A 26,592-nucleotide genomic window follows, 5' to 3' on the forward strand; every position below is an offset into this window, starting at 1 on the left:
CAGGTGTAGACCGGCACCTCAGGACGAAACCACGGGGTAGCAACCGATGAGCATGCTTGAACGGGACCTTCAGGACGTGAATCTAGAGGATGTCGCTGAAGCCGAGCAGGAGCTTGGCGCCAGTGAAGAGAGTGTAGTCGGGGAAGAGGAGGCGTTCGAAAAGGCGCTGAGTCGTGAGGATAAGCACTATCATCACAGCCTTGATGCCACTCAGATCTATCTCAACGAAATTGGTTTTTCCCCCCTGCTGACACCGGAAGAGGAGGTCTATTACGGCCGCCTTGCCCAGAAGGGCGACCCCGCCGGTCGATCGAGGATGATCGAGTCCAACCTTCGCCTGGTGGTCAAGATCGCCCGGCGCTACCTCAACCGAGGCTTGACCCTGCTCGACCTGATCGAGGAGGGGAACCTTGGGCTCATTCGCGCCGTTGAAAAATTCGATCCCGAGCGGGGCTTCCGTTTCTCCACCTATGCCACCTGGTGGATTCGCCAGACCATCGAGCGGGCGCTGATGAACCAGACGCGCACCATTCGCCTGCCGATCCATGTGGTCAAGGAGCTCAATATCTACCTTCGGGCGGCCCGCGAGCTGACCCAGAAGCTCGACCACGAGGCCACCGCCGAGGAGATCGCCGAACACCTCGACAAGCCGGTTGAGGCGGTCAAGAAGATGATGGGGCTCAATGAGCGCGTTTCGTCGGTGGACTATCCGATGGGCGGCGAAAGCGACAAGCCGCTGATCGAGACCATTGCCGATGACAACGAGCAGGGTCCCGAGTCGTCCCTGGTGGACGTCGATGTCAAGCAGCATGTCGACGACTGGCTGGCGGAACTGACCGAAAAGCAGACAGAGGTGGTGATCCGCCGTTTCGGCCTGCGCGGGCATGAGGCCGCTACGCTGGAAGAGGTTGGAGACGAAATCGGCCTGACCCGTGAGCGGGTACGCCAGATACAGGTTGAAGCGCTCAAGAAGCTGCGTCGAGTACTGGAGAAGCAGGGCCTGTCCATGGACTCTATCTTCGAATAGCGCTTAGGAAAGACTGCACAAATGACTGTGCGAGTGCATCACTTCGTTGCGCGGTGCTCGGAATCCTCACATATAACCCATATGCTCCGGTTCCTGTGCTCCGTGCGCCTTGTGCTTCATCTCGCTCGTCGATTTGTTCAGCATTTCCCTTATGCTCCGGGATGGGCCGCTGGCCCGGCAGGCGGCCCGTTCCGGCCAGTTCGTATCATGGGTGCGCTACGGCGCATCGTCGTCGCGCCTTGCGGTTTTCCGGGCGCGTCTTGTCGTTAAGGGAACATCGACCATGTCTCGCCCAGCCTTATCACGTTGCTTTCGCAAGCGCTGGATTGCCACGTTTGTCACTCTTTCAATGGCCGGCAGTGCGCAAGGCGCCGACCTCTGGACCATTGCCCAGGATGCCCTCGAGAACGATGCCGAGCTGGCTTCCGTCCGCTCCGGCTTTCTGGCGACCGAGGCTGCCCGGGACGTGCAGCGCGGTACCCTGCTGCCGCAGATTGCGGTCGGGGGCAACGTCAGCCATTCGCGAATCTATTCAAGCGCTGCCCAGGGCCAGCAAGGCGTGCCTGAAGGCGGCGTGCCGGGCGAAGTGGCTCCGCGAGACGACACCATCAATAGCGTCGGGGTAAGCCTGGACGCCGAGCAGGCGCTCTATGATCCAGCGCGACAGGCCCAGCTCGCTCGGGCCGAGCGGGAGATCGACCGCGATGCCGTGTCACTGGATGTTGCCCGACAGCAATTGCTCTTCACGGTGGCTGATGCCTACTTCGAGATCCTGCGTGCTCACGATATCCTGAGCGCTCGTCGCGCACAGGAGACAGCCATCAGTCGCCAACTGGAGCAGGCCCGTGAACGTTTCGAGGTGGGGCTGATCGCCATTACCGACGTGCATGAGGCCCAGGCCTCCTTCGATCTGGCGCGCGCTCAGCGCATCGCGGCAGAAAGCGCCATGCAGGTCAGCTTCGAGGCGCTGGAGCGGCTGACCGGGCACCGCTATGACAGCATCGATGCCCTGGATGACGATATCCCCATCGTGCCGCCCGAACCGGGGGATCGCGAGGACTGGGTGACGCTCGCCATGGACAACAGCCCCATGGTGCTGATGGCACAGGCGGGTATCGAAGTCGCCAGGAGCCAGGTCGAGATCTCCCGGGCGGGGCAGCGTCCGGTAGTCTCCGCCTTCGCTACCTATGGCTGGTCGGACAGTGACCGTACCGGTACGAATTACAGCTCCGAGAGCCAGGTCGGACTTCGTGCCAGCGTACCGCTCTATACGGGCGGGTCCACCGAGGCACAGATCCGCCAAAGCGGCTTTGCCCTGGAGGTGAGCCAGTACGATTTCGAGGCACAGCGCCGCGACACCATCCAGCAGGTACGTTCGCTGTTTACCCGCGTCAATAACGATGTGGAGACCGTCGAGGCGCGCCGCCAGGCGATCGTGTCCAACCAGAGCGCCCTTGAGGCGACGCGCTCGGGTTACGAGGTGGGCACGCGGAATATCGTCGACGTGCTCAATGCCGAGCAGAGCCTGTTCAATGCCATCGCCGACCATGCCGAAGCCCGCTATGACTATGTGCTGGGTCTGCTGCAGCTACAGCTGCAGGCGGGGCTGCTCGGGGCGGACTCGATCCAGGCTGTCAATGCCTGGCTTTCCGATGAGGAGAGCGTCTCCCTGGAGCTGCCGGACGAGGCCAATGACAGTCCGGTCATGAATATTGGCGAGCGTCCCCGGGCGCCTTCGTGAAGACTGGCTGACATGATGATTTGTCGACATAAGATAAACTGATATTTTGTTGAATTTTAGAATTACCTATAAAGAACCACCGATAAATCGGTGGTTCTTTTCGTGATTATAGTAATCATATAGAGGATAATTCGGCGTCATTGCTTCTCGTGAGGAGGTTTTCATGGCAAGGCCCCTGGTCGCTGATATCGACCTTGACGCCCTGCGTCACAATTACTGCCTGGCTCGCGAGCTGGCACCCCACAGCCAGGCGCTGGCAGTGATCAAGGCCGACGCCTACGGCCATGGCAGCGTCGCCTGTGCAGCGGCGCTGGAGTCCCTGCCGGCCGGCGTCAGGCCGCCTGCCTTTGCGGTTGCCAGCATCGAGGAGGCCGAGGCCTTGAGAGAGGGCCATATCGAAGCACCGATCGTACTGCTCGAGGGTATCTTCGAGGCCGGCGAGCTGGCCCGTGTCGAAGCGCTTGGCCTGTGGCTGGCGGTGCATAGCGAGTGGCAGGTCAATGCCTTGCTGGCGCACCGCCCGGCCCGGCCGATCCCGGTGTGGCTCAAGGTCGACTCCGGCATGCATCGCCTGGGATTCACGCCAGAAGAGGTCACCGATGTCTGGAAGCGCCTCACGGAGAGTCCCGAGTGTGTCACCGCGGTGCAGCTGATGAGCCACTTTGCCACCGCCGACGCCGTCGATGACGGCTATTTTCGCCAGCAGCTCGCCTGCATGCGAGAGCTGGCGCAGCGTCTCGACGTGCCGCTCTGCCTGGCCAACTCGCCGGCGACCCTGGCCTGGCCCGAGGCGCATGGTGCCTGGGTGCGCCCAGGGGTGATGCTTTACGGTAGCGATCCCCTGGAGGTTGCCAGTGATGCGACGCGACGCCTGAAGCCGGTCATGACGCTGCGCTCGGAGATCATCGCCATGCGCGACTTGAATATCGGCGAAGCCGTTGGCTATGCCGGACGCTGGCGAGCGCCGCGGCCATCGCGTATCGCGGTGGTGGCCTGCGGCTATGGTGACGGCTATGACCGCCACGCCGTGGATGGCACGCCGGTTCTGGTGGCGGGGCAGCCTGCCAGCTTAGCCGGCAAGGTGTCCATGGATATGCTTACCGTGGATGTGACCGACATTGCCGAGGCCGGTATCGGTACCGAGGTCGTGCTGTGGGGGGAGGCCAGCAACGGCCGGGTACTGTCGGTAGATACGGTGGCACGTCATTGCGACACCATCAGCTATACCCTGCTTACCGGCGTGCTTCCGAGGGTGCCGCGCCGCTATCTTGGTCTCGATGCCTGAGGGGGGAGTGCCGCGTTGGCGACACCTCACCTGCGAGACGTTAGCGGGCACGGTATGATGTGCGTTTTGAGCGAATGGAACCTGTATGTCCAAGCGTAACTGGCCCTCCTCCTTTGCCCACCCGCGCTTCTGGCCCGCCTGGCTGGCGATCGCTTTCATGTGGACGGGTGCCTGGCTGCCGTGGCGGCTGAAGCTGGCATTGGGCAAGGGTATCGGCCTGCTGGTCTGGCGCCTGGTCCCACGGCGCCGGCATATCGTTGATACCAACCTGCGCCTCTGTTTTCCCGAATGGAGCGATGAGCAGCGTCGCCAGCGGGTCCGCGAGACCTTCATCGCCAACGGCATAGGGATACTCGAGACGGCAACCGCCTGGTGTCGCGACCCACGGCACTTGCGTCACCGGGTCACCTACAAGAACCGGCACCATCTTGCTGCCGCTCAGGCCCGTGGCAAGGGGGTGCTGGTGGTGGGCATTCACTTCTCTACCCTCGACCTTGGCGGGGCGCTACATTCGCTCTACTTCCCGGCCGATGTCGTCTATCGTCCCCACAACAATCCCTTGTTCGATCGCTTCATGACCGATGCACGCCGCGATATTTTCGGCGAAGCCATCGATCGCCGTGATCTGCGTGGCGTGGTACGTCGCATCAAGGCGGGACATATCGTCTGGTACTCTCCGGATCAGGACTTCGGCCGTGATGTGAGCGTGTTCGCGCCCTTTTTCGGAATCGAGACGGCATCGATTCGACTGACTGCCAAGATCGCGCGGATGACCGGCGCACCGGTCGTACCATTGATGTTCCACCGCAACCCCGATGACCGCACCTATACCATCGAGTGCCACCCCCCGCTGGAAGCCTTTCCCAGCGGCGACGAAGTGCAGGATGCAACCCAGGTTAACGCCTTTATCGAAGGCGCCATTCGCAAGCACCCCGAGCAGTATCTATGGCTGCATCGTCGCTTCAAGACCCGTCCTGCCGGGGAGCCGGGTTTCTATTGAGCATTTGAGGGTTACGGAAAGCAGGCATCCGTTACAAGGGATGACGGGCGGTAACTTGACGATTCCATCAGTTGACGCAAAGCTTAGGGACACACAAAGGGAATTTTCGGCGCTTTTGCGCTAGAAATCAAAAGACCAAGGAGGTCACTATGCTCGGCAACGCAATGTTGTTCCTGATCATCGCCATTATCGCAGGTGTGCTTGGTTTTACCGGCATCGCTGGTGCAGCCACTACCATCGCTCAGATTCTGTTTTTCCTGTTCATCGTGCTATTCATCGTGTCGCTGATTCGCGGGCGAGGTTGATTATTCCTCGTCACGTCTAAATGTGGCGGGTAGCGAATCTGGCAGTATCAAGCGGTGCTCGCCGCGATGAAGCTCCCTGTTGATAAAATCACGATCGAGATGATGCTGGGCCGTCTGGTTCAGCATCTCGAACACTCTATCAGCCTGCTGCTGTAAACTTTCTCTCTGTGCGCTTCCGGCAAAGAGAGACAACGTCTTCAACGCCTCCAGGAGGCTCAGGCCAATCGACAGGTCCTTGTGCCCGTAGCGTAGAATCGGCGTGATAATGCGATATAGCAGGTTATGAAAGTCTTCCGTAGGCCATGTGACTCGAAGCTTACCCTGCCCATCCACCAGTGCATTGCAGGGGCTGAAGTCGAGCCTTTGCCGCAACAAATCTGCCAACTGATTGATACATAACAAAGCAGTGCCGGGATCGTTCACGCCGGGTGATAGCGCCTTGATGGCGATCTCCATCAGTTGTGTCAACCCATGCACATGGGAATCCTCGATCGATTCGGCCTGGCCAAGCACGACCTGCGCCAGTATTTCCTGTGTCCATTCTTCATCCGGGGCGTCTGCCGCTTCGACACTCAGCAAGGGATAGCCCTTCAGAACGAAATCACCCAATGAAACGTTAAAATACAGAATGGCTTCTTTATTGGCGGCCAACTCGGCGAGTTTCTCGAAATCCGCTCGCTGGATCGTGCCGGTTTGGTCTGAAGCGATGAAAAAGTGTGTGGTAGTGACTGGTTTGACCTGGGAAAAATGCTCGAATCGCGCCGCTTGCTGGCGCGCTTTCATGCGGCTCAGAGAATGGCTGGTGGCTTGATGAAGGCTGGCGGCAACTGAATTGACTTGCACTGACTGTGAAGCCTTGTGGATAAAATAGACGAATAGCGCGAGGCAGTGAATCACCATCACCGCACCCAAGTAGGCGTGCAACGAACGCCATAAGCCTGGCGAATCGTCGCTTCCCGGCATCATCAGCAGCATCAGAACATAAAGAATGGTACCTAGGTAGTGCCCAAGCACCCATTGATGATGCCGTTTGGTTACCAGGCCGAAAACCAGCTTGTGAGAAAAGTTTCCACCCGCCTGGGAAAGCACCGACATGACCATCGAGAAGCTGAAGACCATCAGTGAGACCATGCCTGTGAGCAAGGCCGATAACAGCGTGCGGCGCGTTTCGGTGTCGGTAAAGTGTAAGAACTCAAGCGTAACAGGTAATGGAATCAGCCCTTCTTCTGGCACTACAGCCGCCAATCCCAGCAAAAAATACCCCAGCGCTAGCAGGCTGGGTATGTAAGCGATGCTTTGTCGGTACGCCTTGACCATCTTGATGGGATTGTAAAATGCTGTGATCATTGGAAATCCTTTTCGGCGTTGGGTTACGACTCGGTCTGAAATTCCCCCTGACTCAGGCCCGCTTTCCATGTGAGAAGTAGGTACGCTTGCATTGTCGAGAGCGCTTTCCGCCCGGACCTGCTCAAGACGGGCATTCTCGGTCTCCGGTTCGCGGAGGCACTTGGCTTCCGACAACTCCCATCCCGATTTACGTGGCTGTCCCGCGGCAGAGGGTCGGCTCGGTCACGCGTTTATGTCGGGCTGACGCGGTGATCGAGAGTGTGCTCGTTGGCGTTGAGGATGGTAGTGACCTGGTCTCCGGTATGACGGTCATGCTTCATGGCAAGATATTCTGCTATGAGGGTAAACATAGCGGAAACCTAACATTGTCGGTGGACTGGTTTCTGTGGAAAGGTCAGGTAGGGACCAGCAAAAAGCCCCGCCTTGTGTAGGTCGGGGCTTGATGGCAAGCGTATCGAGAGCACTTTAGGCGTCGATGCGCTTGTACTTCATGCGGTGGGGCGTATCGTTGCCGACCCGCTTGCGGTGATCCAGCTCGTAGTCGGTGTAGTTGCCCTCGAAGAAGACGACCTGGGAGTCGCCCTCGAAGGCGAGTACGTGGGTAGCGATCCGATCGAGGAACCAGCGATCGTGGGAGATCACCAAGGCGCAGCCGGGGAAGGCGAGCAGGGCCTCTTCCAGGGCACGCAAGGTCTCGATATCCAGGTCGTTGGACGGTTCATCGAGCAGCAGCACGTTGGCTCCCTGCTTGAGGGTCTGGGCCAGCTGCAGGCGGCCGCGCTCCCCGCCGGAGAGGTCCTTGAGGAACTTTTGCTGGTCGTTGCCCTTGAAGTTGAAACGACCCACGTAGGCCCGCGAGGAGACCTCATAGCCGTTGATGTTGAGCATGTCCTGGCCGTCGGACACCGCTTCCCATACCGTCTGCTTGTCGTCCAGCGCATCGCGTAGCTGTTCGACGTAGGCGATCTCGACGGTATCGCCGACGACGACTTCGCCGCCATCCGGCTGTTCCTTGCCATCGATGAGCTTGAACAGCGTCGACTTGCCGGCACCGTTGCCGCCGACGATGCCCACGATGGCACCCTTGGGCACGGTGAAGCTCAAGTCCTCATAGAGGAGCTTGTCGTCGAAGCGCTTCGAGACGCCATGGAATTCGATGACCTTGTCACCCAGGCGCGGCCCGGGCGGAATATAGATCTCGTTGGTCTCATTGCGTTTCTGGAAGTCACCCGACTGCATCTCCTCGAAGCGATTGAGGCGCGCCTTGCTCTTGGCCTGGCGGCCCTTGGCGTTGCTGCGCACCCACTCCAGCTCGTGCTTGATCGCCTTCTGGCGCGAGGCTTCCTGCTTGGCTTCCTGCTCGAGGCGCTTCTCCTTCGATTCCAGCCACTGGGAGTAGTTGCCCTCGAAGGGTATGCCCTGGCCACGGTCGAGCTCGAGAATCCAACCCGCCACGTTGTCGAGGAAATAACGGTCGTGGGTGATGGCCACCACGGTGCCCGAATAGTCGTGCAGGAAGCGCTCCAGCCAGGCCACGGATTCCGCATCCAGGTGGTTGGTGGGCTCGTCGAGCAGCAGCATGTCGGGATTGGAGAGCAGCAGGCGGCACAGAGCTACGCGGCGGCGTTCGCCGCCAGAGAGATTGCCCACCCTGGCGTCCCAGGGCGGCAGGCGGAGCGCATCGGCGGCGACTTCCAGCTTGCGCTCAAGGTTGTGGGCATCGGCGGCCTCGATGATGTTCTCGAGCCGCGCCTGCTCGCTGGCCAGGGCGTCGAAATCGGCATCCGGCTCGGCGTAGGCGGCGTAAACGGCATCGAGCTTGGCCTGTGCGTCCTGGATCTCGCCCAGGGCTTCCTCCACGGTCTCGCGCACGCTCTTTTCGTCGTCGAGCTGCGGTTCCTGGGGCAGGTAGCCGATGTTGATGCCGGGCATGGGACGCGCTTCCCCTTCATGCTCCTTGTCGACGCCGGCCATGATACGCAGCAGCGTCGATTTACCGGACCCATTGAGGCCCAGCACACCGATCTTGGCGCCCGGGAAGAAGGAGAGCGAGATGTCCTTGAGAATCTGTTTCTTGGGGGGTACGACCTTGCCCACCCGATTCATGGTGTAGACGTATTGCGCCATGGAATTCCACTGGGTTGAGGGTTTCAGTGGCCACGATGATAGTGGCCAGGCAGGGTAAAGGCCAGCATTGCGCCGGCCTTTGGGAAACACTGCATAAATGTCTGCGCGTGCGAATCACTGCGTTGCGCGGTGCTCGAAATCCTCACCTATACCCCATAGGCTCCGGTTTCTGCGCTCCGTGCGCCTTGTGTTTCATCCCGCTCGCCGATTTATGCAGCGCTTCCTTTGCTCCGGCATGGTGGTCAGCCGTGGGGCTACTCGTCCTCTTCGTCGAGCAGCATCCAGTCGTCCTCGATGGCGCGCTGCAGACGACGATCCTCCAGCAGTGCCTCTACGCGGCGACGGGCGCGCAGGGTTTCGTGTCGGCTGGAAGCCCGAGGGCGGGAATAATCGTCATCGTTGACGGCATCGAGGAATTCCTGCTCATCCTCATGAGAATCGCTGATCAGGGGTTCTTGGCTCATGTGACATCCTCCATGGCCCGATGACGACCGAAGCGGCGGTCGAAACATCACAAGCATTCGCTTCGCGTCCGAAGCGACGGACCAGAAGCGCCATGGTGTCGATACGTCGGCACCTGACGGCTATATATATCCCTCAGGCGTCCAGAGCAAGCCCTGATCGATCTTTTTTTGACCTGGCTCGGGCGTTGCCTCAGGTGAGGCCGTATTCGGCCTTCAGTCGTTCGAGCTCCATCTGGATCTCGACACGCTCGGTGACGTCCTTCTGTACGCCGATGTAGTAGGTGAGCTTGTCCTCTTCATCGTACAGGGGCGTGATCGACAGCTCATTCCAGAATAGCGTCCCATCCTTGCGATAGTTGCGCAGTACCTCGCGACAGGGGCGTCCCTCCTGGAGGGCCTTGCGTATGTTATCAAGGCCAGGCTGGTCACGGTCCTCTTGCTGTAGAAAGCGGCAGTCTCGATAGAGAATCTCGTCTGCGCTGTATCCGGTGAGTCGTTCGAAGCCCTTGTTGACGTAGATCAGAATATTCTCGTCGCCCTCCTGCTCGGCAACGACGATGCCGTCCACCGAAGCGTCGACAATGCGCTCAAGCAGTTCCGGGCTGATCATTGGGGATCGTTTCATACAAGGCATTCCTGTCTCGGGTCCTGGCTATCGGCTAGCCGACAACGGCTCATTTCGATGATATATCATGGCCAGCCCGGGGCGCGTTGACAATCTTTACCCGCGGTTACTGCTCGACATCCGGCAGCTTGCTCGCGCTGAGCGCTGCTGCCAGTGCCATGGCGGCGAGAAATACCAGCAGCCAGGTAGTGCCCAGCCACTGGGCGAGAGCGCCCACCAGGCCTCCTGCCAGCAGCATCAGCGCGCCGGTGATGGTATTGGAAAGGGCCACATAGAGTGCGCGTCGCTCCTCCCCAGCCATGTCGACGATATAGGTCTTGCGCCCCAGGCGGACGCCGGCATGCACGATCACCAGCAACGCATAGACCATGGCATAGGGCCAGACCGTACTCGTCCAGGCGCCGGGCAGCCAGGCGAAGCTGGCGCCCAGCAGGCAGCAGGCCGCCGCGCCCAGGCCGGTGTCGCGCATCACCGTGCGGCTGGACGCATCGGAGCGCTTGCCCCAGACGGGGCTTGCCACCATGCCGGCAACGCCGGATACCACGATGAGGATGCCCAGCCCGCCAAGTTCGGTGCCGCTCTGCTGCTGGCCCAGCAGCGCCACATAGGGGAGTGCCAGGGCGCTGGCAAGCAGCAGCGCTCGGGAGAGATTGAAGTGCAGGAAATTCCGGTCCTCGCGCAGCAGGCGTAGCCCCAGCTTGATGCTGTCCCAGGCGTTCTCGCCGCCCTCCACGGCCCCCGGCGTTTCCCGAATGCACGCCGCGCACAGGGCATTCAGCCCCCATCCTAGCGCCGCCACGCCAAGCAGTACGGCCAGCGCCAGCTCGCCGGGGCGATCTTCGAACAGGATCAGCACCAGGCCCGCAACCAGGGTTGCGGCGCCGGCCACGCTGCCGCTCCAGCCCAGCAAAGTACCGCGACGGCCCTTGGCAATGGTCTTGCCCAGCACGTCCTTGGTAGCGATCGACGATAGTCCCCTGGCCAGTGACAGCGCCACCAGCACAACCAGGACCAGGGCGCCGCCAATGGCACCGCTGCCGAACAGGGCGAGCAGTGCCAGTGCAGCGGCGGCCAGAGCTTGCAGCGCACCGCCGACCGCCCAGGCCCACTTGCGCTCCGGCTTGAGCCGAATGAAGCCCGCTACGAACAGCTGTGGCAACAGGGCACCTGATTCGCGGATCGGCACCAGCAGGCCCACCATCCACAGGGGCGCGCCGATGACACCGAGCAGCCAGGGCAGTACCAGGCGGGCGCTGGAGAGCTCGTCGGCCAGCTTGTTGCCCAGGGATGCGAACAGGTGCAGGAAGAAGTTGTGCGGCTGTTCGTCACATGCCTCGTCGGGAATGTCACGACACATCCGGCTGTCCTCGTCACCGGTCAACCATTCGTAGAGGCGGGACTGACTGATCTCGCGTTCAGCCATGCGGGCTCCTCGGCTGTTATCATCGGAGCCATCATTGTTGCGACAGGGAGGCCGACATGTCACGTATTCGCATCCACTACTGCACCCAGTGTCAGTGGCTGCTTCGCAGCGCCTGGCTGGCCCAGGAGCTGCTTTCCACCTTCGGTGAGGACCTCGATGAGGTCGCGCTGGTGCCGTCCCACGGCGGCTATTTCGAGATATTCTTCGACGATGATTCGCTGTGGGAACGCAAGCGAGACGGCGGCTTCCCCGACAGCAAGCAGCTTAAGCAGCGGGTCCGGGACAGGCTTGATCCGGGGCGCGATCTTGGGCATGTCGACCGGTGAGGGCGGCCGAACCGAATCGCGACCGCCAGGCGATACTGTTTGGTCTTGGCGCCGTGGCGCTATGGTCCACGGTGGCCACGGCGTTCAAGATCGCACTTGCCTACATGTCGCCACTGGAGCTGATCTGGCTTGCCTCGCTGGTTTCCTGGGCGCTGATCGGCGTGCTGATGGTGCGCCAGGGCCAGGTGGACCAGGCACTTTCGCAGGGGTGGCGCACGGCAGCCTGGGCCGGGTTGATGAACCCGGTGGCCTACTACCTCCTGCTGTTCGGCGCCTACGACCGGCTGCCGGGCCAGGAGGCCATGGCGCTCAACTATACCTGGGCGCTGGCCATGGCCTTCCTGGCGGTGCCGATTCTATGCCAGCGCCTGACCCGGATCGACATCCTTGCCGGCTTGATCGCCTACGCCGGTGTCTGGGTCATCGCGACGCGGGGGGCGGTCTTCGACGTGGCCTTCGCCGATCCCCTCGGGGTGGGCATGGCGCTGGCCTCGACGCTGCTCTGGGCGCTCTATTGGTTGCTCAATGCCCGCGATCACCGCCCGCCGCTGGTGGCCCAATGGCAGAACTTCACCGTTGCGCTGCCGGTGCTTACCCTGCTGATGCTGCTCGGCCCCGGTTTCTCCTGGCTCGGCTGGAAGGGATTTGCTGCAGGGGTCTATGTGGGGTTGTTCGAGATGGGCGTCGCCTTCGTGCTGTGGCAGCTGGCGGTACACCGGGTGTCGCGCACCGCCAAGGTGTCAAACCTGATCTTCCTGTCGCCGCCGGTATCGCTGCTGCTGCTGTTCCTGGTGGTCGGCGAGCCGATCCTACACTCCACCCTGGTGGGGCTGGTGCTGATTCTCGGTGGGCTGGGGCTCCAGCAGTGGCAGAAAAGCCCGGTGCCGGCGACGTCGTGAGAGGCTGCTTATGCACAGGGCCTGGTCAGCCGTCGGACAAGGAGCCAGCTACGCCGTTGCGCTCCAGCAGCGGCAGGAGCTCGGGCCATACATTGTCGAGGATGATCGGTTGGGCAAGGGGCGTCGGGTGAATGCCGTCGGACTGCATCATGCCCTCTTCCAGCGCCACCCCTTCGAGCAGGAAGGGGAGCAGGGCCAGCTCGTAGGACTCGGCGAGCTGGAAGAAGACCCCGGTAAAGGCGTCGCGGTAGGCCTGGCCGTAGTTCGGCGGAATATCGATTCCAAGTAGCAGCACCTCGGCGCCGGCCTGGCGGCTTGCCTCGATCATGGCGGCGAGGTTGGCCTCCAGCTGGTTGGGTGGCAGGCCGCGCAGGCCGTCGTTGCCGCCCAGCCCGAGCAGAACAATGTGGGGTTCATGCTGTCCGAGTAGGTCGGGAAGTCGGCTCGCGCCGCCGCTGCTCGTCTCACCGCTGATGCTGGCATTGACCACTTCCGCCTTTCCGTCGAGACGCGCTTCCAGCAAACTGACCCAGCCTTCATCCTGCTCGATGCCGTATGCGGCGCTGAGACTGTCGCCCATGACCAGCAGCGTCGGGGTGCCGGCGGCCAGCGCGGTCGGTGAGGCAGCGAGTGCCATCAGGCCCAGCAAGCAGACGCCAAGGCAGTGGCGCCAACGCCGGCTCAGTTGATCGGAAATAGACAGCAGCACAGGGATACCTCTAGTCATGTCAGACTCCTCGAGAACCAGCTCTTCCACGATTCTACACGCCCGCGGCCTGGGCAAGCAGGTCACCAGCGGTGAACGACCGCTGACCATTCTGAGTGCCCTTGACCTCGAAGTGTTCCCTGGCGAGACGTTGGCGATCCTCGGAGCCAGTGGTGCCGGCAAGTCGACCTTGCTCGGCCTCCTGGCCGGGCTCGACCAGCCCACCAGTGGCGAACTGACGCTATTCGGCGAGGCGCTGGCGAGCCTCGATGAAGATGGACGCGCCGGCCTCCGTGCCGGTCGGGTCGGCTTCGTGTTCCAGAATTTCCAGCTGCTGCCGACGCTAACGGCCTTGGAAAACGTGCTGCTGCCGCTGGAATTGGCGCCGCTTACCAATAGTGAGCAGCGCGGCCGCGACTGGTTGGCTCGGGTCGGCCTCGGCGAGCGGCTCGACCACCTGCCCAAGCAGCTCTCCGGCGGTGAGCAGCAGCGCGTTGCCCTGGCCAGGGCCTTCGTCACCGAACCGCAGCTGGTCTTCGCCGACGAGCCCACCGGCAACCTCGACCATGCCACGGGCGGTCGCATCATCGACCTGCTGTTTGCCCTGAACCGCGAGGCGGGCACCACCCTGGTGCTGGTGACCCATGACTATGCCCTGGCGCGACGCTGCGATCGCTGCCTTCAGCTGGAAGAGGGGCGGCTCATGCCACTGGAGCTGGATGAGGTGGGGGCATGAGCGACGCCGTCGGTACTGTTCCTGAACCTGCCGAGGCGCGCCGGGGGATGGGAGCCCTGGCCCTGTCGTTGCGTGGCATGCGCCGCGACCTGCGCGCCGCCGACGTGCGTGCATTGTTCGTGGCGCTGGCCCTGGCGGTGGCCGCCTCGACCATGATCGGCTTCTTTCTCGACCGTCTGGAGCGCGGCCTCGAACGCCAGGCCGGGCAGATGCTGGGCGGTGACCTCGTGCTCGAGCAGGCACGGCCGTTCGAGGATACCCTGCGACAGACGCTGCAAGAGGCCGGACTGACCCTGAGCGAGCAGGTCGGCATGGTATCCATGGCCAGCCACGAAGACGCCTTCCAGCCGGCCAGCCTCAAGGTCATCGACGACAATTACCCCCTCTACGGCGAGGTCCATGTCGACCGCGGGGCGGGTGTCGAGCGGCTTGCACGCGGTCCTGCGCCGGGAGAGGCCTGGCTGTCGCCACGCCTGGCGCAGCTGCTGGAGGTCGACCTCGGCGATCGGGTGCAGGTTGGTCGGACGCGTCTCGAGGTTACCGCCCTGGTCGAGCGCGAGCCGGACCAGTCCGGGGGCTTCGCCAATTTCAATCCGCGCCTGATGATGCATCAGGCCGATATCGAGGCGAGCGACCTGGTGCAACCCGGCTCCCGCATCGAGTTCTCGCTGCTGGCCCGGGGGGCGCCGAGTGAGGTCGATGCGGTGCTGCCACGCTTGCGGGGGCTGACTGCCGATGGCGTCGAAGTGCGTGACGTCCGGCGCGATCGTCCCCAACTGGGTAATGCGCTGTCGCGGGCGGAACAGTATCTGAGCCTGGCCGGACTCGCCGCGGTGCTGCTGGCCGGTGTGGCAGTGGCCATGGCCACTAGGCGCTACGTGGAGCGCCATCTGGATACCGCGGCGCTGCTGCGCTGCTTCGGTGCCACCCAGCGTCAGCTGACCCAGCTGTTTGCCCTGCAGCTACTGTGGCTCGCTCTGGCTGCCTCCATGGTGGGGGCGCTGCTGGGCCTGGTCGGCCAGGCCGGGTTGCTGTGGCTGCTCACCGCCTTCCTGCCCATGGAGCTGCCGCCCCCCGGCCCGCTGCCGCTGCTGCTGGGCATATTGACGGCGCTGGCGGTGCTGGTCGGCTTCGCCGGGCCGACGCTCCTGCGCCTCAAGCGTGTCAGCGCGCTCAAGGTGCTGCGTCGCGAACTCGATCCGCTTCCCGCCTCGGCGTGGCTGGTGGTAGGAGTGGCCAGCCTGGTGTTCGGCGGCTTGCTGTGGCTCTATTCCGGCGACCCGCAGCTGGCCTTCGGCCTGCTGGTGGGCGGCCTGGTGATGTTGGTGCTGCTGTGGGGGCTGGGTTGGCTGCTGCTGTCACTGGTGCTGCGCCTGGTGGCACGGATGCCGTCTGCCGGTGGTGGCAAGCGTCAGGCGCTGCGCCTGGGGGCGCGCCAGCTGGCACGCCGCCGCAGCGCCAGCCTCGGTCAGTTGCTGGCCTTCTCGGTGACCTTTGCCGCCATGGCGATGATTGCCCTGGTGCGCGGCGACCTGTTGAGTACCTGGCAGGACCAACTGCCCGAGGACACACCCAACTACTTCGCCATCAATATCCAGCCCGGTGAGCGCGACGCCTTTATCGATACCTTGGACGATGCCGTGGATGAACGCACCACCCTCTATCCGATGGTGCGCGGACGAATCACGGCGATTAACGACCAGGCTCCGCGCGATGCAGTGCCGGCCGATGCCCGCGGCGACGGTTCGCTGCGCCGTGAGCTCAATCTCACCTGGCGCGAGACGCTGCCGGTGGGCAATCGCCTGGTGGCCGGCCAGTGGTTCGACCGGTCACCCACGCTTGCCGAAGGCCGGGTGCCGATCTCGATAGAAGATGGCCTGGCCGAGCGGCTGGGGCTGGGGCTGGGTGATGCCATGACCTTTACCATCGGTGGCGAGGATATCGTCGGCGAGATCACCAGCCTGCGCGATCTGGACTGGGACAGCTTCCGCCCCAACTTCTTCGTCATCTTCCCGCCGGATGTGCTGGAGGGTTTCGGTCACAGCTATATCACCGCCTTCCACCTCGACCGTGAGCGCGACGACATCAGCAGGGCGCTGGTTCGCGAGTTCCCGGGTGTCTCGCTGCTCAACGTCGAGGCGATCCTCGGCCAGGTCCGAGAGCTGCTGACCCAGGTGACCCGTGCGGTGGAGTTCGTGCTCGGCTTCGTACTCCTGGCCGGTATCAGCGTGCTCTATGCTGCCCTTACCGCCAGCCGTCCGACCCGTGCCCACGAGAGCGGGTTGCTGCGCGTATTCGGTGCCGGTGACCGCCTGATCTCGCGAGTGCAGGGGGCCGAGTTCGCGATTCTCGGCTTCGCCAGCGGGCTGATGGGGGCGCTGCTTGCCGAGCTGGCCGCGGCGGGAATCTACCTTGCCTGGTTCGACCTGGCGCCGCGTATCCACTGGGGGCTATGGCTGATACTTCCGCTGGGTGGTGCGCTGGTCATCGGCGTGATCGGTCATGCACTGTCGCGCAGCGTGCGTCGGCAGACGCCAATGGAGAGCCTTGGCCTGCTTGGTGAAGCGTGAATGACTGCGTCGTGTGCCGGACTCCGCGTTGACCTGACATTGACTGGCTCCGTTGGCGAGGGAAGCCGAGGGGCGCTTTTCTGGTTACACTATGTAAAGGCGGCCGTGCGGCGCGCTGTTATTCTTTCACAGAGGAGGTGACGTCGATGAATGCACCACGTCCAGGTGCTTCGCGCCTTGGTTCCGCCCTGGCTTTCGCCACGCTGACGGGAGTGTCCGGCGCGGCATTTGCCGACGCAGAACGGCTCGAGACCGAGCTTCGCTCCCTGTTCGGGGGCTACGGCAACGTCGAGATCGGCGATGTCTCCAGTGCCATGCTGCGCTCCCGTGTCACAGCCAAGGACTTCGTCTTCGAGTCCGAGGAGGGTGAGCGGCTACTCATCGACAGCTATGAGGTCAGCGGTGACTATGACAGTCCCGATGAGGTCACCCTGAAAGGGGTGCGCATCGAGGACAGTCTGACCGAGCTGATGCTGATGAGTGCAGAACGTATCGTGCTGGGCAAGCCCTCGCGAGCGGTCTTCCCCCTGGACGACAGCTTGGCGCCAGACGAGGTCCGCATTGGCAGCCTGGCGATCGATGGCATCGTGATCGACCTTGCCTCTGAGATTGCCGAGGACATGTTCTATGGTACCCCTTTCACCAGCAGCCAGGGCCGCATGACCATTGAACAGGTTCGCGGACAGTCGCTGGCCCATGATGGCATCGGCATGCTGGAGCTCACGGGAGTGGCAGGCTCGGGGGAAGACCTTGATGAGTTCGGCTCCGGCTCCTTTACGCTCGCCTCCCTGCGCTTCGAAGGATTGACCGGGCTGGATGTGGACGGTGAGGAGCAGCTGAACTCACTGATCCTGCGCGACCTCGCGATCGAATCTGACCAACTGGTCGGCAGCTTGGAGCTCCTGGATGTCGATGGCGACTTTTCTGACGGCCAGGGCGGGGTGCGCATCGAAGGCTTTCATATGGACTTGGCTCGCATGATCGAAATGGCCCCGGAAGACGAGCGGACCCAACTGCGCATGGCCAGTAACGTACTGACCGACGGGACCGGTGAGCTGCGCCTTGACGCCGCCTTCCTGGGAAGCTGGAAGGAGGGAAGCGAGCACAGTGTCCTGGTCAGCGACAGTCGTATCGAACTTCACGACGCACTACGCCTGATGCTAGATATCAATCTGCCCGTCGTGCTGCCGGGTGGGATGGAACCCGCAGATGTCTTTGCCGATGCCGGCTCGCTGCAAGCCGCGACACTGCTGGGGGGCGACATCCGTCTATCGCTCGCCAATCAAGGGCTCTTCGGTCGCCTGGCCACACTGGGGGCAGCGATGGAGGGTGTTACCGAAGCGCAGTATGTCGAGCAGGCGCGAACCCAGGCCCAGGGTTTCGGCATGATGTTCGGCCCTCAGGTTCAGTCGGTTCTGATGGGGCTGGTGGAGCTTCTGGAAGGGGCAGCCGAGGAGCTGGATATCAGTATTACCCTGCCCTCGGAAAGCAACATGGCCACCTACATGGTTGACCCGCTGGGGCTTCCGGATAAGCTTTCCATGAAGGTGGAAACACGTTGAAGCTGCAGCAGGGCTAAAGCCTGCATGAGAAATGGTGTTGCTGCCCATGACGGCCTTTCAAGTGAAAGCCGTCATGGGCTGGGGTATCATTATGCATCCTGATTCTTCCCGTGATGCGAGGTTCCCCGCCGATGTTCAGCCGTGACATGACGATTGCCGGTTTCGATGATGTCCTGTTCGATGCGATGCAAAAAGAGGTCGCTCGCCAGGAAGCGCACATCGAGCTGATCGCCTCCGAGAACTATGCCAGCCCCCGGGTTCTCGAAGCCCAGGGCAGCCAGCTGACCAACAAGTACGCGGAAGGCTATCCCGGCAAGCGCTACTACGGCGGCTGCGAATACGTCGACATCGTCGAGCAGCTGGCCATCGACTATGCCAAGCAGCTGTTCAATGCCAGCTACGCCAATGTCCAGCCCCACTCCGGGTCCCAGGCCAACAGCGCGGTTTTCCAGGCGCTGGTTAAGCCGGGTGATACCGTGTTGGGCATGAGCCTCGATGCCGGCGGCCACCTGACTCACGGCGCCAAGCCCAACTTCTCCGGCAAGCACTACAACGCCGTGCAGTACGGCATCGACGAGAGTGGTCGCATCGACTACGAGGAAGTGGCGAAGCTTGCCCGCGAGCATCAGCCGAAGATGATCATCGCCGGCTTCTCCGCCTACTCCCAGATCATCGACTGGGCCAGGTTCCGCGAGATCGCCGACGAGGTGGGGGCCTATCTGCTGGTCGACATGGCCCATGTGGCCGGCCTGGTGGCCGCTGGCGTCTACCCGACTCCGCTGCCCCACGCCCACGTGGTCACCACCACCACCCACAAGACCTTGCGCGGTCCCCGCGGCGGCTTGATTCTCTCCAGCGAGGGCGATGCCGAGATCGAAAAGAAGCTGCAGTCCGCAGTCTTCCCCGGCGGTCAGGGTGGCCCGCTGGAGCACGTCATCGCTGCCAAGGCGATCTGCTTCAAGGAAGCCATGGAGCCGGAGTTCAAGACCTACCAGCAGCAGGTGGTCAAGAACGCCCAAGCCATGGCCGGCGTGTTCATCGAGCGCGGCTACGACATCGTATCCGGTGGTACCGAAGACCATCTCTTCCTGCTGTCGCTGATCAAGCAGGGCCTGACCGGCAAGGATGCGGACGCCGCCCTGGGGCGCGCCCACATCACCGTCAACAAGAATGCCGTACCCGGCGACCCCCAGAGCCCCTTTGTCACCTCCGGGTTGCGCATCGGCACCCCGGCGGTGACCACACGCGGCTTCGGTGAAGCCGAGTGCAGTGAACTGGCCGGCTGGATCTGCGACATTCTCGACACCATGGCCAGGGGCGACGATACCGCCGCTCTGGAAGCCGAGGTGAAGGGCAAGGTCGAAGTTGTCTGCGCGCGCTTCCCCGTCTATCGCTGAGAACCACTCTCGGCGATAGCTAGCTTTAGTTGAGTACCTGAATCGTAAGCCCCATTCTGGTTGCACCAGAACGGGGCTTTTTTGCACTATTTCTGTGCATGCGATGCCGCCTTGGTGGCGATTCGACGCTGCCAGCACGCCTGCCCTCGGGGAGGGGCGAGCCGCACTGGCCTCCAGGCTGGATTGGCACGACTCATGCAGAGGATTTTCCATGCATAGGGTTTTCCAATCCCGATCGCGCTGGAGCCACCATGACGATGAAGCCGCTTCTTCTGGACCCCGCCCTGCAGCCGCGCCTGGTCTTCACCGACCTCGACGGCTCCTTGCTCGACCATGACAGCTTTCAATGGCAGCAAGCCAAGCCTTGGCTGAAGCGGCTCAAGACCCTGGGCGTGCCGGTCATTCCGGTTACCTGTCGTACCCGTGCCGAGTTACTGCCATTGCGAGAGCAGCTCGGGCTAGGCGATACGCCATTCATTGCCGAAAATGGGAGCGTGGTTGGCTTGCCCCCGGCCTGGCGGCATGCCCACCTGGAGCGTGATAGCTATGGTTCGGACGGGAGTGCCATGCGAAACCTGGGCCTGGATATCGACTTCATTCGAAAGCGACTCAGCGTGTGGCGGGAACGACTTGGGGGTGTTTTCAGGACCTTGGGCGAGATGACGCTAGAGGAGGTCATGGCGCTGACAGGGGTGAAGGCGGACGAGGCCCGGCTGGCTCGGATGCGCCAGGGGAGCGAACCCCTGTTATGGCAGAGCGATGCCTCATCCCTTGCCGCCTTTCGCGAGGCGCTTCAGGGCGATGGCCTGAATCTGGTTCAAGGCCGACGCTTCTGGCATGTTACCGGCGGCCTGGACAAGGGTGGGGCCGTGACCTGGCTGGTGGGTCGCTTCAAATCGCTGCGGGGATGCGAGCCGCTGACCCTGGGTCTCGGCGATGGACCCAGCGACCAGTCGCTGCTGGAAGCCGTAGACCAGGCGGTGGTGATTCGAGGCAGTGATGTCTCTACCCTGGCTCCATGCCAGCCGGCGCTTTATCGTAGCCGATCGGCGGGCCCCTCGGGTTGGGTCGAAGGTATCGCTTATTGGTGGGGCGCGGAGGGTGCCGGGGCGATGCCGAAGCAGTCGCTATTCTCCTGAACCAGCCTTGTTTCACCAAAGTGTGTCGGCGCTTTGGTCGCTCCTATCTGTCTGCACTTGTTCGACCCAAGGTGGCTACCTTCCGGTATGCTGGCGGCTAGACACTCATAGACGCGCAGGCTCGAGACGCAATGTCGACATTGACCTTTCTGGGAGCGGTCGGGGAAGTGACCGGCTCTCGCTATCTTCTTGAAGTAGATGGTAATGATCGTACCCATAAGCTGTTGTTGGAGTGTGGCCTTCACCAGGGCGGTATAGATGCCGATGAGGCGAACGCCAGGCCGTTCGGCAAGCTGGCGAGGGAACTCGAAGGGGTGGTGATCTCCCATGGCCACCTGGATCACGCAGGCCTGCTGCCCAAGCTGGTGCGAGAAGGCTACAGTGGGCCCATCCACTGCACCCGTGGCACTCGTGACCTGCTTGAAATCATGCTGCAGGATGCCGCCTTTGTCATGGCCAAGGACGTGGAATGGGAGAACAAGTGGCGCAAGCGCCAAGACAAGCCACTGGTTGAACCGCTCTACGACCTGGACGACGTGGAGCGAACTCTGGCACTTTGCGAGTTCCACCGTTATGGCCAGCCGGTCAACCTGCCCGGCGGTGCCACCCTGGTGTTCCGTGATGCCGGCCATATCCTAGGCTCGGCGATTGTCGAGCTGACCGTCCCCTCCGGTGGCCAGCAGAAGCGGCTGGTGTTCTCCGGCGATCTGGGGAATCCCAGCTCGGTGCTGATGCGCGACCCCGACAAGGTCTATGAGGCCGATGTGGTGCTGATGGAGAGTACCTACGGTGACCGTGACCACCGCCCTCTGGACGAGACATTGGAGGAGTTTGCCCAGGTGCTGGAGAAGGCCCACGAGGCGGGAGGCAATGTGCTGATTCCCGCCTTCGCCGTGGGGCGTACCCAGGAGATCCTCTATCATCTCAGCGTGCTCTACCACGAGGGGAGGCTGCGCCAGCAGATGGTGTTCCTCGATAGTCCCATGGCGATCAAGGTCACCGAACTCTACCACCGGGCGCGCAAGGCGCTGGATGCCGAGGACCTAAAGGTGCTCAATATCGCCGCCAGCGGCGACACCAGCCAGTACCTGCCGATTTTGCGCATGACCCGTACCGTTGAGGAGTCCATGGCGATCAATCGCATTCATGGCGGTGCGATCATCATTGCCGGTGCCGGCATGTGTACCGGCGGACGGATCATCCACCACTTCCGCTACAACCTGGAGAAGCCAAATACACGGCTGGTGATTGTCGGTTTCCAGGCTGCCGGTACCCTGGGTCGCCAGATCGTCGACGGTGCCCAGCGGGTACGCGTCCTGGGGCAGGACCTGGCGGTCAAGGCGAAGGTTCATACCATCGGCGGCTTCTCGGCTCACGCGGGCCAGACCGACATGATCGGCTGGGCCGGCGCCTTCCGCAACAACCCTCGCTTCTATTTGGTCCACGGCGAGCCTGCGGCCCAGGAGGCCTTGAAGGCCGGCCTGGCCGAGAGCGCCATCAAGGCAGAGATCCCTGCCTACGGCGACCGGATCGAGCTCTAGAGCAGCACCATACGACTCTCCGGGCCGCTTTCAAGCGGCCTTTTTTTTCGCGGTTCCTGCGTATCAGGTGGTTGATGCCTCTCTTGCATCGCTTGCGCCTTCTCTTTCGCGACGGAGAAATGAAGCATTGTCCTAGGGCGATCGATTCTGTCTGGCCTCAAGCTGGAAATATTGACTGACATCAAGATGCGTCCCTATGTCGCGTGCCAGCTATCAGGTTATGGGCTACTCTTGTTTTTCTGGAGTTAGGTTATTAATATATTCCTTTGTGGTATAAGCAGTCGAAGGATTCGGCTCAGACAGCATCCTGGAGTCGATGCCAGCGCAATGAATCAAATGAGAGAGGTGAGGAAATGAGCATCAAGACAACACTGACCCTGGCCGCCGTTGCTACCGGGATGGGTCTTTTCGGTACGGCGCTTGCCGCCAGCCACGGCGACGACCACGGCCAAGAAGACAGCGCCGAGCGCGCACTGGTGATCCTCACCAGCGACTCCCTGCAGACACAGGCTATGGCGATGATCCTTTCCAATGCCATGCAGCAGCAGGGCGCTGATCTTTCGATCCTGCTTTGTGATGCTGCCGGAGACCTGGCCGTAGAGGGTTATGCCAGCGCCGAGCCTGTCAATACGCCACCAGAAAATCCGGCCGGGCAGGTCACCCCGGAAGGCATCTTGCAGATGCTGATCACCAATGGCGCCCAGGTCGACGTGTGCGCGATCTATTTGCCCAACAGCGAACATGAGCAAGCTGATCTGCGAGAGGGTGTTGGCGTTGCGGCTCCTGGCCCAATGGCCGAAATGATGCGTGATTCGACTATTCCGGTTTTCAGTTTCTGAGGCCATCAAGTCACAAGGTGAACTGCATGAAGAGTAACGTAGGTAGCATCGACAAGATTGCGCGTATCGTGATCGGCGCCGTGCTGATCGGCTTGGCGATGACCGGCGTCATCAGTGCCTGGGGATGGATCGGCTTGCTGCCGCTGGCCACCGGGCTGTTGAACTTCTGCCCGGCCTATACCCTGCTGGGAATCAATACCTGCAAGCTGAAGAAGCAATAGCCGGTTTGATTGCGTGACTCGGGACCCATCACCACGGTGATGGGTCTCGTTCGTTGTAGGGAGTGGCTATCGCTATTAGTACAGAGCTGTAGCTCATTAATTCCAAAACAGTATATCTTTATAACTGTATTTGCGCTATGCTGTAGCTCACTCTGGAAGGCAACGACACTGATTGGAGGTATTAGCCCATGTCCACGCCGATCGTGACCCACTTCTTCGACGAGCCCACCAACACCTTCAGTTATGTGGTGCAGGATCCCGACAGCAAGTCCTGTGCGATCCTCGACTCGGTGCTCGATTTCGATTACGCCGCGGGGCGCACCGATGTTCGCTCCGCCGACCAGATCATCGCCTTCGTGCGTGACAACGGCCTTGAGGTCGAGTGGATCCTCGAGACCCACGTTCACGCCGATCATCTCTCCGCCGCGCCCTATCTGCATGAGAACCTCGGCGGAAAGACCGGTATCGGCGCCAACATCACAGTGGTGCAGGATGTCTTCGGCAAGGCCTTCAATGCCGGCACCGAGTTCGCCCGGGATGGCAGCCAGTTCGACCGCCTGTTCGAGGAAGGCGACACCTTTGCCATCGGCAGCCTGGTAGGGCGTGTGTTGCACACACCGGGCCACACACCTGCCTGCCTGACCTATGTGATCGACGATGCCGCCTTCGTCGGCGACACCCTGTTCATGCCCGACTACGGTACTGCCCGCTGCGACTTCCCAGGCGGTGATGCCCGCACCCTCTATCGCTCCATCCAGAAGGTCCTGGCTTTGCCGGGGGAGACCCGCATCTTCCTGTGCCACGACTACAAGGCGCCGGAACGAGAGAAGTACCAGCATGAAACCAGCGTGGCCGAGCAGCGCGCACAGAACGTGCATGTGCACGAAGGCATCAGCGAGGAGGAGTTCGTCCAGATGCGTACCGAGCGCGATGCGACCCTCGATATGCCGAAGCTGATTATCCCTTCGGTGCAGGTCAATATGCGTGCCGGCCACATGCCGCCGGCCGAGGACAACGGCCAGGTATACCTCAAGGTCCCGATCAACAAATTCTGAGTGAGCCAGGAGACGAAGCGAATGAATATTCAAGAGCTGGAGAGCGGTTTTTCCATCGCCGATGCCGTGGCCCCTCAGGACCTCGAGGAGATCGCCCGGCGGGGTTTCAAGGCGGTGATCTGCAATCGCCGCCCCGGTGAAGCCGAGGATCACCCCGACGATCGTGCCCTGAGTGAGAAGGCCGCTGATCTGGGTCTGAAGTGGCGCTGTATCCCGGTCACACCGGGCGAATACAGCGATGCCGATATCGAGGCATTCGGCCAAGCCCTGGATGCGTTACCCACGCCGATCCTGGCCTTCTGCAGGACCGGCAAGCGCGCCGTACATCTCTGGGCACATGCCCGCAGCAAGGACGCCACCTGTGATATTCCCGCCCTGATGGCAGCGGCCCATGCAGCCGGCCATGACCTGGAAGAGCGGCGTGGGTTGCTGGAAGCGGGTGCCGGGCAGAACTGAGCAATGAACCCCCGGCGCTACCTTCCGATCCTGCAGTGGCTGCCTGGCTATGGCCGCGCCACCCTGGGTAGCGACCTGCTGGCGGCGGTGATTGTGACTGTCATGCTGATACCGCAGTCGCTGGCCTATGCCATGCTGGCCGGGTTGCCGCCGGAGGTGGGTCTTTACGCCAGCATCGCGCCACTGGTGATCTATGCCGTGTTCGGCACCAGCCGCACGCTGGCAGTGGGGCCGGTAGCGGTGGTGTCACTGATGACGGCAGCGGCGGTGGGGCAGGTCGCCCCCCAGGGGACGCCGGAATATCTCGGTGCAGCCCTGGTGCTGGCGCTGATGTCGGGGTTGATCCTTACCCTGATGGGTGTGGCGAGGCTCGGCTTTCTGGCCAATTTTCTCAGCCACCCGGTGATTTCGGGGTTCATCACCGCCTCCGGATTGATCATTGCCGCCAGTCAGCTCAAGCACGTGCTGGGCGTTGAGGCGAGCGGGCATAACCTGCTGGATCTGCTGAGCAGCCTGGCCGTCAGCCTGGACGGTGTGAATGCGCCAACCCTGGCAATTGGACTTTCCGTGCTGCTCTTCCTGTATGCCGCCAGGCGCTGGCTCAAGCCAGCCCTGCGGCGGGTGGGTGTACCTGCGCGACCGGCGGACATGCTGGCCAAGGCCGCCCCGATCCTTGCCGTGGCCGTGACGACCCTTGCCACCTGGGGGATGGGACTGGATGCCCTGGGAGTCGCCGTGGTGGGTGAGGTGCCGGCCGGCTTGCCGCCGCTGACGCTGCCGGGCTTTGACAGCGGCCTGTGGAGCCAGCTCTTCGTGGCCGCTCTTCTGATCAGCGTCATCGGTTTCGTGGAGTCGGTGTCGGTGGGCCAGACACTTGCCGCCAAGCGGCGGCAGCGTATCGACCCGGACCAGGAGCTGGTGGGGCTCGGCACATCCAATATTGCGGCTTCCTTTACCGGTGGCATGCCGGTCACCGGTGGTTTCGCCCGTTCGGTGGTGAACTTCGATGCTGGCGCTCAGACGCCTGCAGCAGGCGCCTTTACGGCATTGGGAATAGCCGGCGCAGCGCTGTTGCTGACGCCGCTGATCGCTTATCTGCCCATTGCCACCCTGGCGGCCACCATCATCGTGGCGGTCTTGTCACTGGTGGACCTTTCCGCCATCAGACGTACCTGGGCGTACTCCCGCTGCGATGCCATGGCCATGCTCGTCACCATCGGCGTGACGCTCGGCGTTGGTGTGGAGTCCGGTATTCTGGCCGGCGTGGGGTTTTCGCTGGCCCTGCACCTCTATTATACCAGCCGCCCACATAGCGCCGTGGTGGGTCGTGTTCCAGGTACCGAACATTTTCGCAACGTGGAGCGGCATCAAGTGGAAACTGACCCGCAGCTGGCCATCCTGAGAGTCGATGAGAGTCTCTATTTCGCCAATTCGCGCTACCTCGAGGATACGGTCATGGAACTTGCGGCGCGCCAGCCGGGGCTGCGCCACATCGTACTTGCCTGCCAGGCGGTGAATGTCATCGACGCCTCGGCCCTGGAAAGCCTGGAGGTGATCAATGCCCGCCTGCGCGATGCCCAAGTCAAGCTGCACCTGGCGGAGGTCAAGGGGCCGGTCATGGACCGGCTGGAAAAGACCCAGTTCTGCCGCGATATGACCGGTCAGGTGTTCCTCAGCACTTTTGATGCCTGGCGCTCGTTGTGCGGTGAAACACATGCCCTGGGGCGCCCTTGCGGTGTTACCGATCCGGTGTCTCCGGGGACAACGGCTGTTGAAGATCGACTGTCATAAAGGAGGTTAA

24 protein-coding genes are annotated in these 26,592 nt (G+C 62.2%); 18 read left to right on the forward strand and 6 right to left on the reverse strand.

What is annotated here, in order from left to right; genetic code table 11:
* Positions 1 to 52: 52 nt before the first annotated feature.
* From rpoS to LOKO_RS18555, 5 genes are all read left to right on the forward strand, one after another.
* A complete protein-coding gene (gene rpoS, locus LOKO_RS03505) occupies positions 53 to 1,027 on the forward strand; it encodes an RNA polymerase sigma factor RpoS (protein WP_066452199.1) in 975 nt (324 codons plus the stop codon).
* Between the two features lie 283 nt (positions 1,028 to 1,310).
* Positions 1,311 to 2,768 carry a TolC family outer membrane protein gene (locus tag LOKO_RS03510; protein ID WP_066445107.1) on the forward strand — a complete coding sequence of 486 codons (1,458 nt, stop codon included), beginning with the start codon at positions 1,311 to 1,313 and terminating at the stop codon, positions 2,766 to 2,768.
* A gap of 163 nt (positions 2,769 to 2,931) precedes the next feature.
* The gene (alr, locus tag LOKO_RS03515) at positions 2,932 to 4,053 is read left to right on the forward strand and encodes an alanine racemase (protein ID WP_066445118.1); all 1,122 of its coding nucleotides are present in this window, start codon (positions 2,932 to 2,934) and stop codon (positions 4,051 to 4,053) included.
* Positions 4,054 to 4,138: 85 nt separating this feature from the next.
* Entirely contained in the window at positions 4,139 to 5,053 is a 915-nt protein-coding gene (gene lpxL, locus LOKO_RS03520; protein ID WP_066445121.1) for an LpxL/LpxP family Kdo(2)-lipid IV(A) lauroyl/palmitoleoyl acyltransferase, read from the forward strand.
* Between the two features lie 149 nt (positions 5,054 to 5,202).
* Positions 5,203 to 5,358 carry a DUF1328 domain-containing protein gene (locus LOKO_RS18555; protein WP_083517408.1) on the forward strand — a complete coding sequence of 52 codons (156 nt, stop codon included), beginning with the start codon at positions 5,203 to 5,205 and terminating at the stop codon, positions 5,356 to 5,358.
* Here the strand turns inward: LOKO_RS18555 and LOKO_RS03525 are convergent, their stop codons facing one another.
* The 5 genes from LOKO_RS03525 to LOKO_RS03545 all read right to left on the reverse strand — a co-directional run bounded on the left by LOKO_RS03525 (position 5,359) and on the right by LOKO_RS03545 (position 11,344).
* Entirely contained in the window at positions 5,359 to 6,705 is a 1,347-nt protein-coding gene (locus LOKO_RS03525; RefSeq protein WP_066445126.1) for a DUF2254 domain-containing protein, read from the reverse strand.
* 465 nt (positions 6,706 to 7,170) lie between these two features.
* Complete coding sequence (ettA, locus tag LOKO_RS03530) at positions 7,171 to 8,832, reverse strand: energy-dependent translational throttle protein EttA (protein ID WP_066445128.1); 1,662 nt, start codon at positions 8,830 to 8,832, stop codon at positions 7,171 to 7,173.
* Between the two features lie 254 nt (positions 8,833 to 9,086).
* A complete protein-coding gene (locus LOKO_RS03535) occupies positions 9,087 to 9,296 on the reverse strand; it encodes a PA3496 family putative envelope integrity protein (RefSeq protein ID WP_066445146.1) in 210 nt (69 codons plus the stop codon).
* 190 nt (positions 9,297 to 9,486) lie between these two features.
* Positions 9,487 to 9,921 carry a PAS domain-containing protein gene (locus LOKO_RS03540; protein WP_066445154.1) on the reverse strand — a complete coding sequence of 145 codons (435 nt, stop codon included), beginning with the start codon at positions 9,919 to 9,921 and terminating at the stop codon, positions 9,487 to 9,489.
* 106 nt (positions 9,922 to 10,027) lie between these two features.
* On the reverse strand, positions 10,028 to 11,344 hold the full coding sequence (locus LOKO_RS03545; protein WP_066445158.1) for an MFS transporter: 1,317 nt from the start codon (positions 11,342 to 11,344) through the stop codon (positions 10,028 to 10,030).
* Positions 11,345 to 11,400: 56 nt separating this feature from the next.
* Between LOKO_RS03545 and LOKO_RS03550 the strand changes: the two genes are divergently transcribed.
* Both LOKO_RS03550 and LOKO_RS03555 read left to right on the forward strand, forming a co-directional pair.
* Positions 11,401 to 11,670 (forward strand): Rdx family protein, encoded by a 270-nt coding sequence (locus LOKO_RS03550; RefSeq protein ID WP_066445161.1) that lies wholly within the window; start codon positions 11,401 to 11,403, stop codon positions 11,668 to 11,670.
* Entirely contained in the window at positions 11,667 to 12,569 is a 903-nt protein-coding gene (locus tag LOKO_RS03555) for a DMT family transporter (protein WP_235588934.1), read from the forward strand. Before LOKO_RS03550 ends, LOKO_RS03555 begins: the two co-directional genes overlap by 4 nt.
* A gap of 25 nt (positions 12,570 to 12,594) precedes the next feature.
* Here LOKO_RS03555 and LOKO_RS03560 read toward each other — a convergent pair whose 3' ends face one another.
* Positions 12,595 to 13,206, reverse strand: coding sequence for an arylesterase (locus LOKO_RS03560; protein ID WP_235588998.1), 612 nt, complete (start codon positions 13,204 to 13,206; stop codon positions 12,595 to 12,597).
* 88 nt (positions 13,207 to 13,294) lie between these two features.
* On the opposite strand from LOKO_RS03560, the gene LOKO_RS03565 reads away from it, so the two are divergent.
* The 11 genes from LOKO_RS03565 to LOKO_RS03615 all read left to right on the forward strand — a co-directional run bounded on the left by LOKO_RS03565 (position 13,295) and on the right by LOKO_RS03615 (position 26,582).
* Complete coding sequence (locus LOKO_RS03565; protein ID WP_066445166.1) at positions 13,295 to 14,011, forward strand: ABC transporter ATP-binding protein; 717 nt, start codon at positions 13,295 to 13,297, stop codon at positions 14,009 to 14,011.
* A gap of 47 nt (positions 14,012 to 14,058) precedes the next feature.
* Complete coding sequence (locus LOKO_RS03570) at positions 14,059 to 16,581, forward strand: ABC transporter permease (RefSeq protein WP_066452201.1); 2,523 nt, start codon at positions 14,059 to 14,061, stop codon at positions 16,579 to 16,581.
* Between the two features lie 146 nt (positions 16,582 to 16,727).
* Positions 16,728 to 18,143 (forward strand): hypothetical protein, encoded by a 1,416-nt coding sequence (locus LOKO_RS03575; RefSeq protein WP_066445168.1) that lies wholly within the window; start codon positions 16,728 to 16,730, stop codon positions 18,141 to 18,143.
* Positions 18,144 to 18,274: 131 nt separating this feature from the next.
* Positions 18,275 to 19,540 carry a serine hydroxymethyltransferase gene (glyA, locus tag LOKO_RS03580; RefSeq protein WP_066445169.1) on the forward strand — a complete coding sequence of 422 codons (1,266 nt, stop codon included), beginning with the start codon at positions 18,275 to 18,277 and terminating at the stop codon, positions 19,538 to 19,540.
* 251 nt (positions 19,541 to 19,791) lie between these two features.
* Entirely contained in the window at positions 19,792 to 20,679 is an 888-nt protein-coding gene (locus LOKO_RS03585) for an HAD-IIB family hydrolase (RefSeq protein WP_066445172.1), read from the forward strand.
* Between the two features lie 131 nt (positions 20,680 to 20,810).
* Positions 20,811 to 22,220 carry an MBL fold metallo-hydrolase RNA specificity domain-containing protein gene (locus LOKO_RS03590; protein ID WP_066445174.1) on the forward strand — a complete coding sequence of 470 codons (1,410 nt, stop codon included), beginning with the start codon at positions 20,811 to 20,813 and terminating at the stop codon, positions 22,218 to 22,220.
* A gap of 353 nt (positions 22,221 to 22,573) precedes the next feature.
* Positions 22,574 to 23,059, forward strand: coding sequence for a DsrE family protein (locus LOKO_RS03595; protein ID WP_083517410.1), 486 nt, complete (start codon positions 22,574 to 22,576; stop codon positions 23,057 to 23,059).
* 26 nt (positions 23,060 to 23,085) lie between these two features.
* A complete protein-coding gene (locus tag LOKO_RS03600; RefSeq protein ID WP_066445177.1) occupies positions 23,086 to 23,280 on the forward strand; it encodes a YgaP family membrane protein in 195 nt (64 codons plus the stop codon).
* A gap of 188 nt (positions 23,281 to 23,468) precedes the next feature.
* Positions 23,469 to 24,335, forward strand: a complete 867-nt coding sequence (locus LOKO_RS03605) for an MBL fold metallo-hydrolase (protein WP_066445180.1) — start codon at positions 23,469 to 23,471, stop codon at positions 24,333 to 24,335.
* Positions 24,336 to 24,356: 21 nt separating this feature from the next.
* Positions 24,357 to 24,791, forward strand: a complete 435-nt coding sequence (locus tag LOKO_RS03610; protein ID WP_066445183.1) for a protein tyrosine phosphatase family protein — start codon at positions 24,357 to 24,359, stop codon at positions 24,789 to 24,791.
* A 3-nt stretch (positions 24,792 to 24,794) separates the two neighbouring features.
* Positions 24,795 to 26,582, forward strand: coding sequence for a SulP family inorganic anion transporter (locus tag LOKO_RS03615; RefSeq protein ID WP_066445186.1), 1,788 nt, complete (start codon positions 24,795 to 24,797; stop codon positions 26,580 to 26,582).
* The last annotated feature ends 10 nt before the right edge of the window (positions 26,583 to 26,592 follow it).

It is taken from the genome of Halomonas chromatireducens, assembly GCF_001545155.1.
In the GTDB taxonomy this organism is placed as follows: Bacteria; Pseudomonadota; Gammaproteobacteria; order Pseudomonadales; family Halomonadaceae; genus Halomonas; species Halomonas chromatireducens.

What these genes read in the sequence shown, in the direction of transcription:
- rpoS (WP_066452199.1), top strand. Translation starts at nt 53, where the DNA reads ATGCTTGAACGGGACCTTCAGGACGTGAATCTAGAGGATGTCGCTGAA.
- LOKO_RS03510 (WP_066445107.1), top strand. Translation starts at nt 1,311, where the DNA reads ATGTCTCGCCCAGCCTTATCACGTTGCTTTCGCAAGCGCTGGATTGCC.
- alr (WP_066445118.1), top strand. Translation starts at nt 2,932, where the DNA reads ATGGCAAGGCCCCTGGTCGCTGATATCGACCTTGACGCCCTGCGTCAC.
- lpxL (WP_066445121.1), top strand. Translation starts at nt 4,139, where the DNA reads ATGTCCAAGCGTAACTGGCCCTCCTCCTTTGCCCACCCGCGCTTCTGG.
- LOKO_RS18555 (WP_083517408.1), top strand. Translation starts at nt 5,203, where the DNA reads ATGCTCGGCAACGCAATGTTGTTCCTGATCATCGCCATTATCGCAGGT.
- LOKO_RS03525 (WP_066445126.1), bottom strand. Translation starts at nt 6,705, where the DNA reads ATGATCACAGCATTTTACAATCCCATCAAGATGGTCAAGGCGTACCGA.
- ettA (WP_066445128.1), bottom strand. Translation starts at nt 8,832, where the DNA reads ATGGCGCAATACGTCTACACCATGAATCGGGTGGGCAAGGTCGTACCC.
- LOKO_RS03535 (WP_066445146.1), bottom strand. Translation starts at nt 9,296, where the DNA reads ATGAGCCAAGAACCCCTGATCAGCGATTCTCATGAGGATGAGCAGGAA.
- LOKO_RS03540 (WP_066445154.1), bottom strand. Translation starts at nt 9,921, where the DNA reads ATGAAACGATCCCCAATGATCAGCCCGGAACTGCTTGAGCGCATTGTC.
- LOKO_RS03545 (WP_066445158.1), bottom strand. Translation starts at nt 11,344, where the DNA reads ATGGCTGAACGCGAGATCAGTCAGTCCCGCCTCTACGAATGGTTGACC.
- LOKO_RS03550 (WP_066445161.1), top strand. Translation starts at nt 11,401, where the DNA reads ATGTCACGTATTCGCATCCACTACTGCACCCAGTGTCAGTGGCTGCTT.
- LOKO_RS03560 (WP_235588998.1), bottom strand. Translation starts at nt 13,206, where the DNA reads ATGGCACTCGCTGCCTCACCGACCGCGCTGGCCGCCGGCACCCCGACG.
- LOKO_RS03565 (WP_066445166.1), top strand. Translation starts at nt 13,295, where the DNA reads ATGTCAGACTCCTCGAGAACCAGCTCTTCCACGATTCTACACGCCCGC.
- LOKO_RS03570 (WP_066452201.1), top strand. Translation starts at nt 14,059, where the DNA reads ATGGGAGCCCTGGCCCTGTCGTTGCGTGGCATGCGCCGCGACCTGCGC.
- LOKO_RS03575 (WP_066445168.1), top strand. Translation starts at nt 16,728, where the DNA reads ATGAATGCACCACGTCCAGGTGCTTCGCGCCTTGGTTCCGCCCTGGCT.
- glyA (WP_066445169.1), top strand. Translation starts at nt 18,275, where the DNA reads ATGTTCAGCCGTGACATGACGATTGCCGGTTTCGATGATGTCCTGTTC.
- LOKO_RS03585 (WP_066445172.1), top strand. Translation starts at nt 19,792, where the DNA reads ATGACGATGAAGCCGCTTCTTCTGGACCCCGCCCTGCAGCCGCGCCTG.
- LOKO_RS03590 (WP_066445174.1), top strand. Translation starts at nt 20,811, where the DNA reads ATGTCGACATTGACCTTTCTGGGAGCGGTCGGGGAAGTGACCGGCTCT.
- LOKO_RS03595 (WP_083517410.1), top strand. Translation starts at nt 22,574, where the DNA reads ATGAGCATCAAGACAACACTGACCCTGGCCGCCGTTGCTACCGGGATG.
- LOKO_RS03600 (WP_066445177.1), top strand. Translation starts at nt 23,086, where the DNA reads ATGAAGAGTAACGTAGGTAGCATCGACAAGATTGCGCGTATCGTGATC.
- LOKO_RS03605 (WP_066445180.1), top strand. Translation starts at nt 23,469, where the DNA reads ATGTCCACGCCGATCGTGACCCACTTCTTCGACGAGCCCACCAACACC.
- LOKO_RS03610 (WP_066445183.1), top strand. Translation starts at nt 24,357, where the DNA reads ATGAATATTCAAGAGCTGGAGAGCGGTTTTTCCATCGCCGATGCCGTG.
- LOKO_RS03615 (WP_066445186.1), top strand. Translation starts at nt 24,795, where the DNA reads ATGAACCCCCGGCGCTACCTTCCGATCCTGCAGTGGCTGCCTGGCTAT.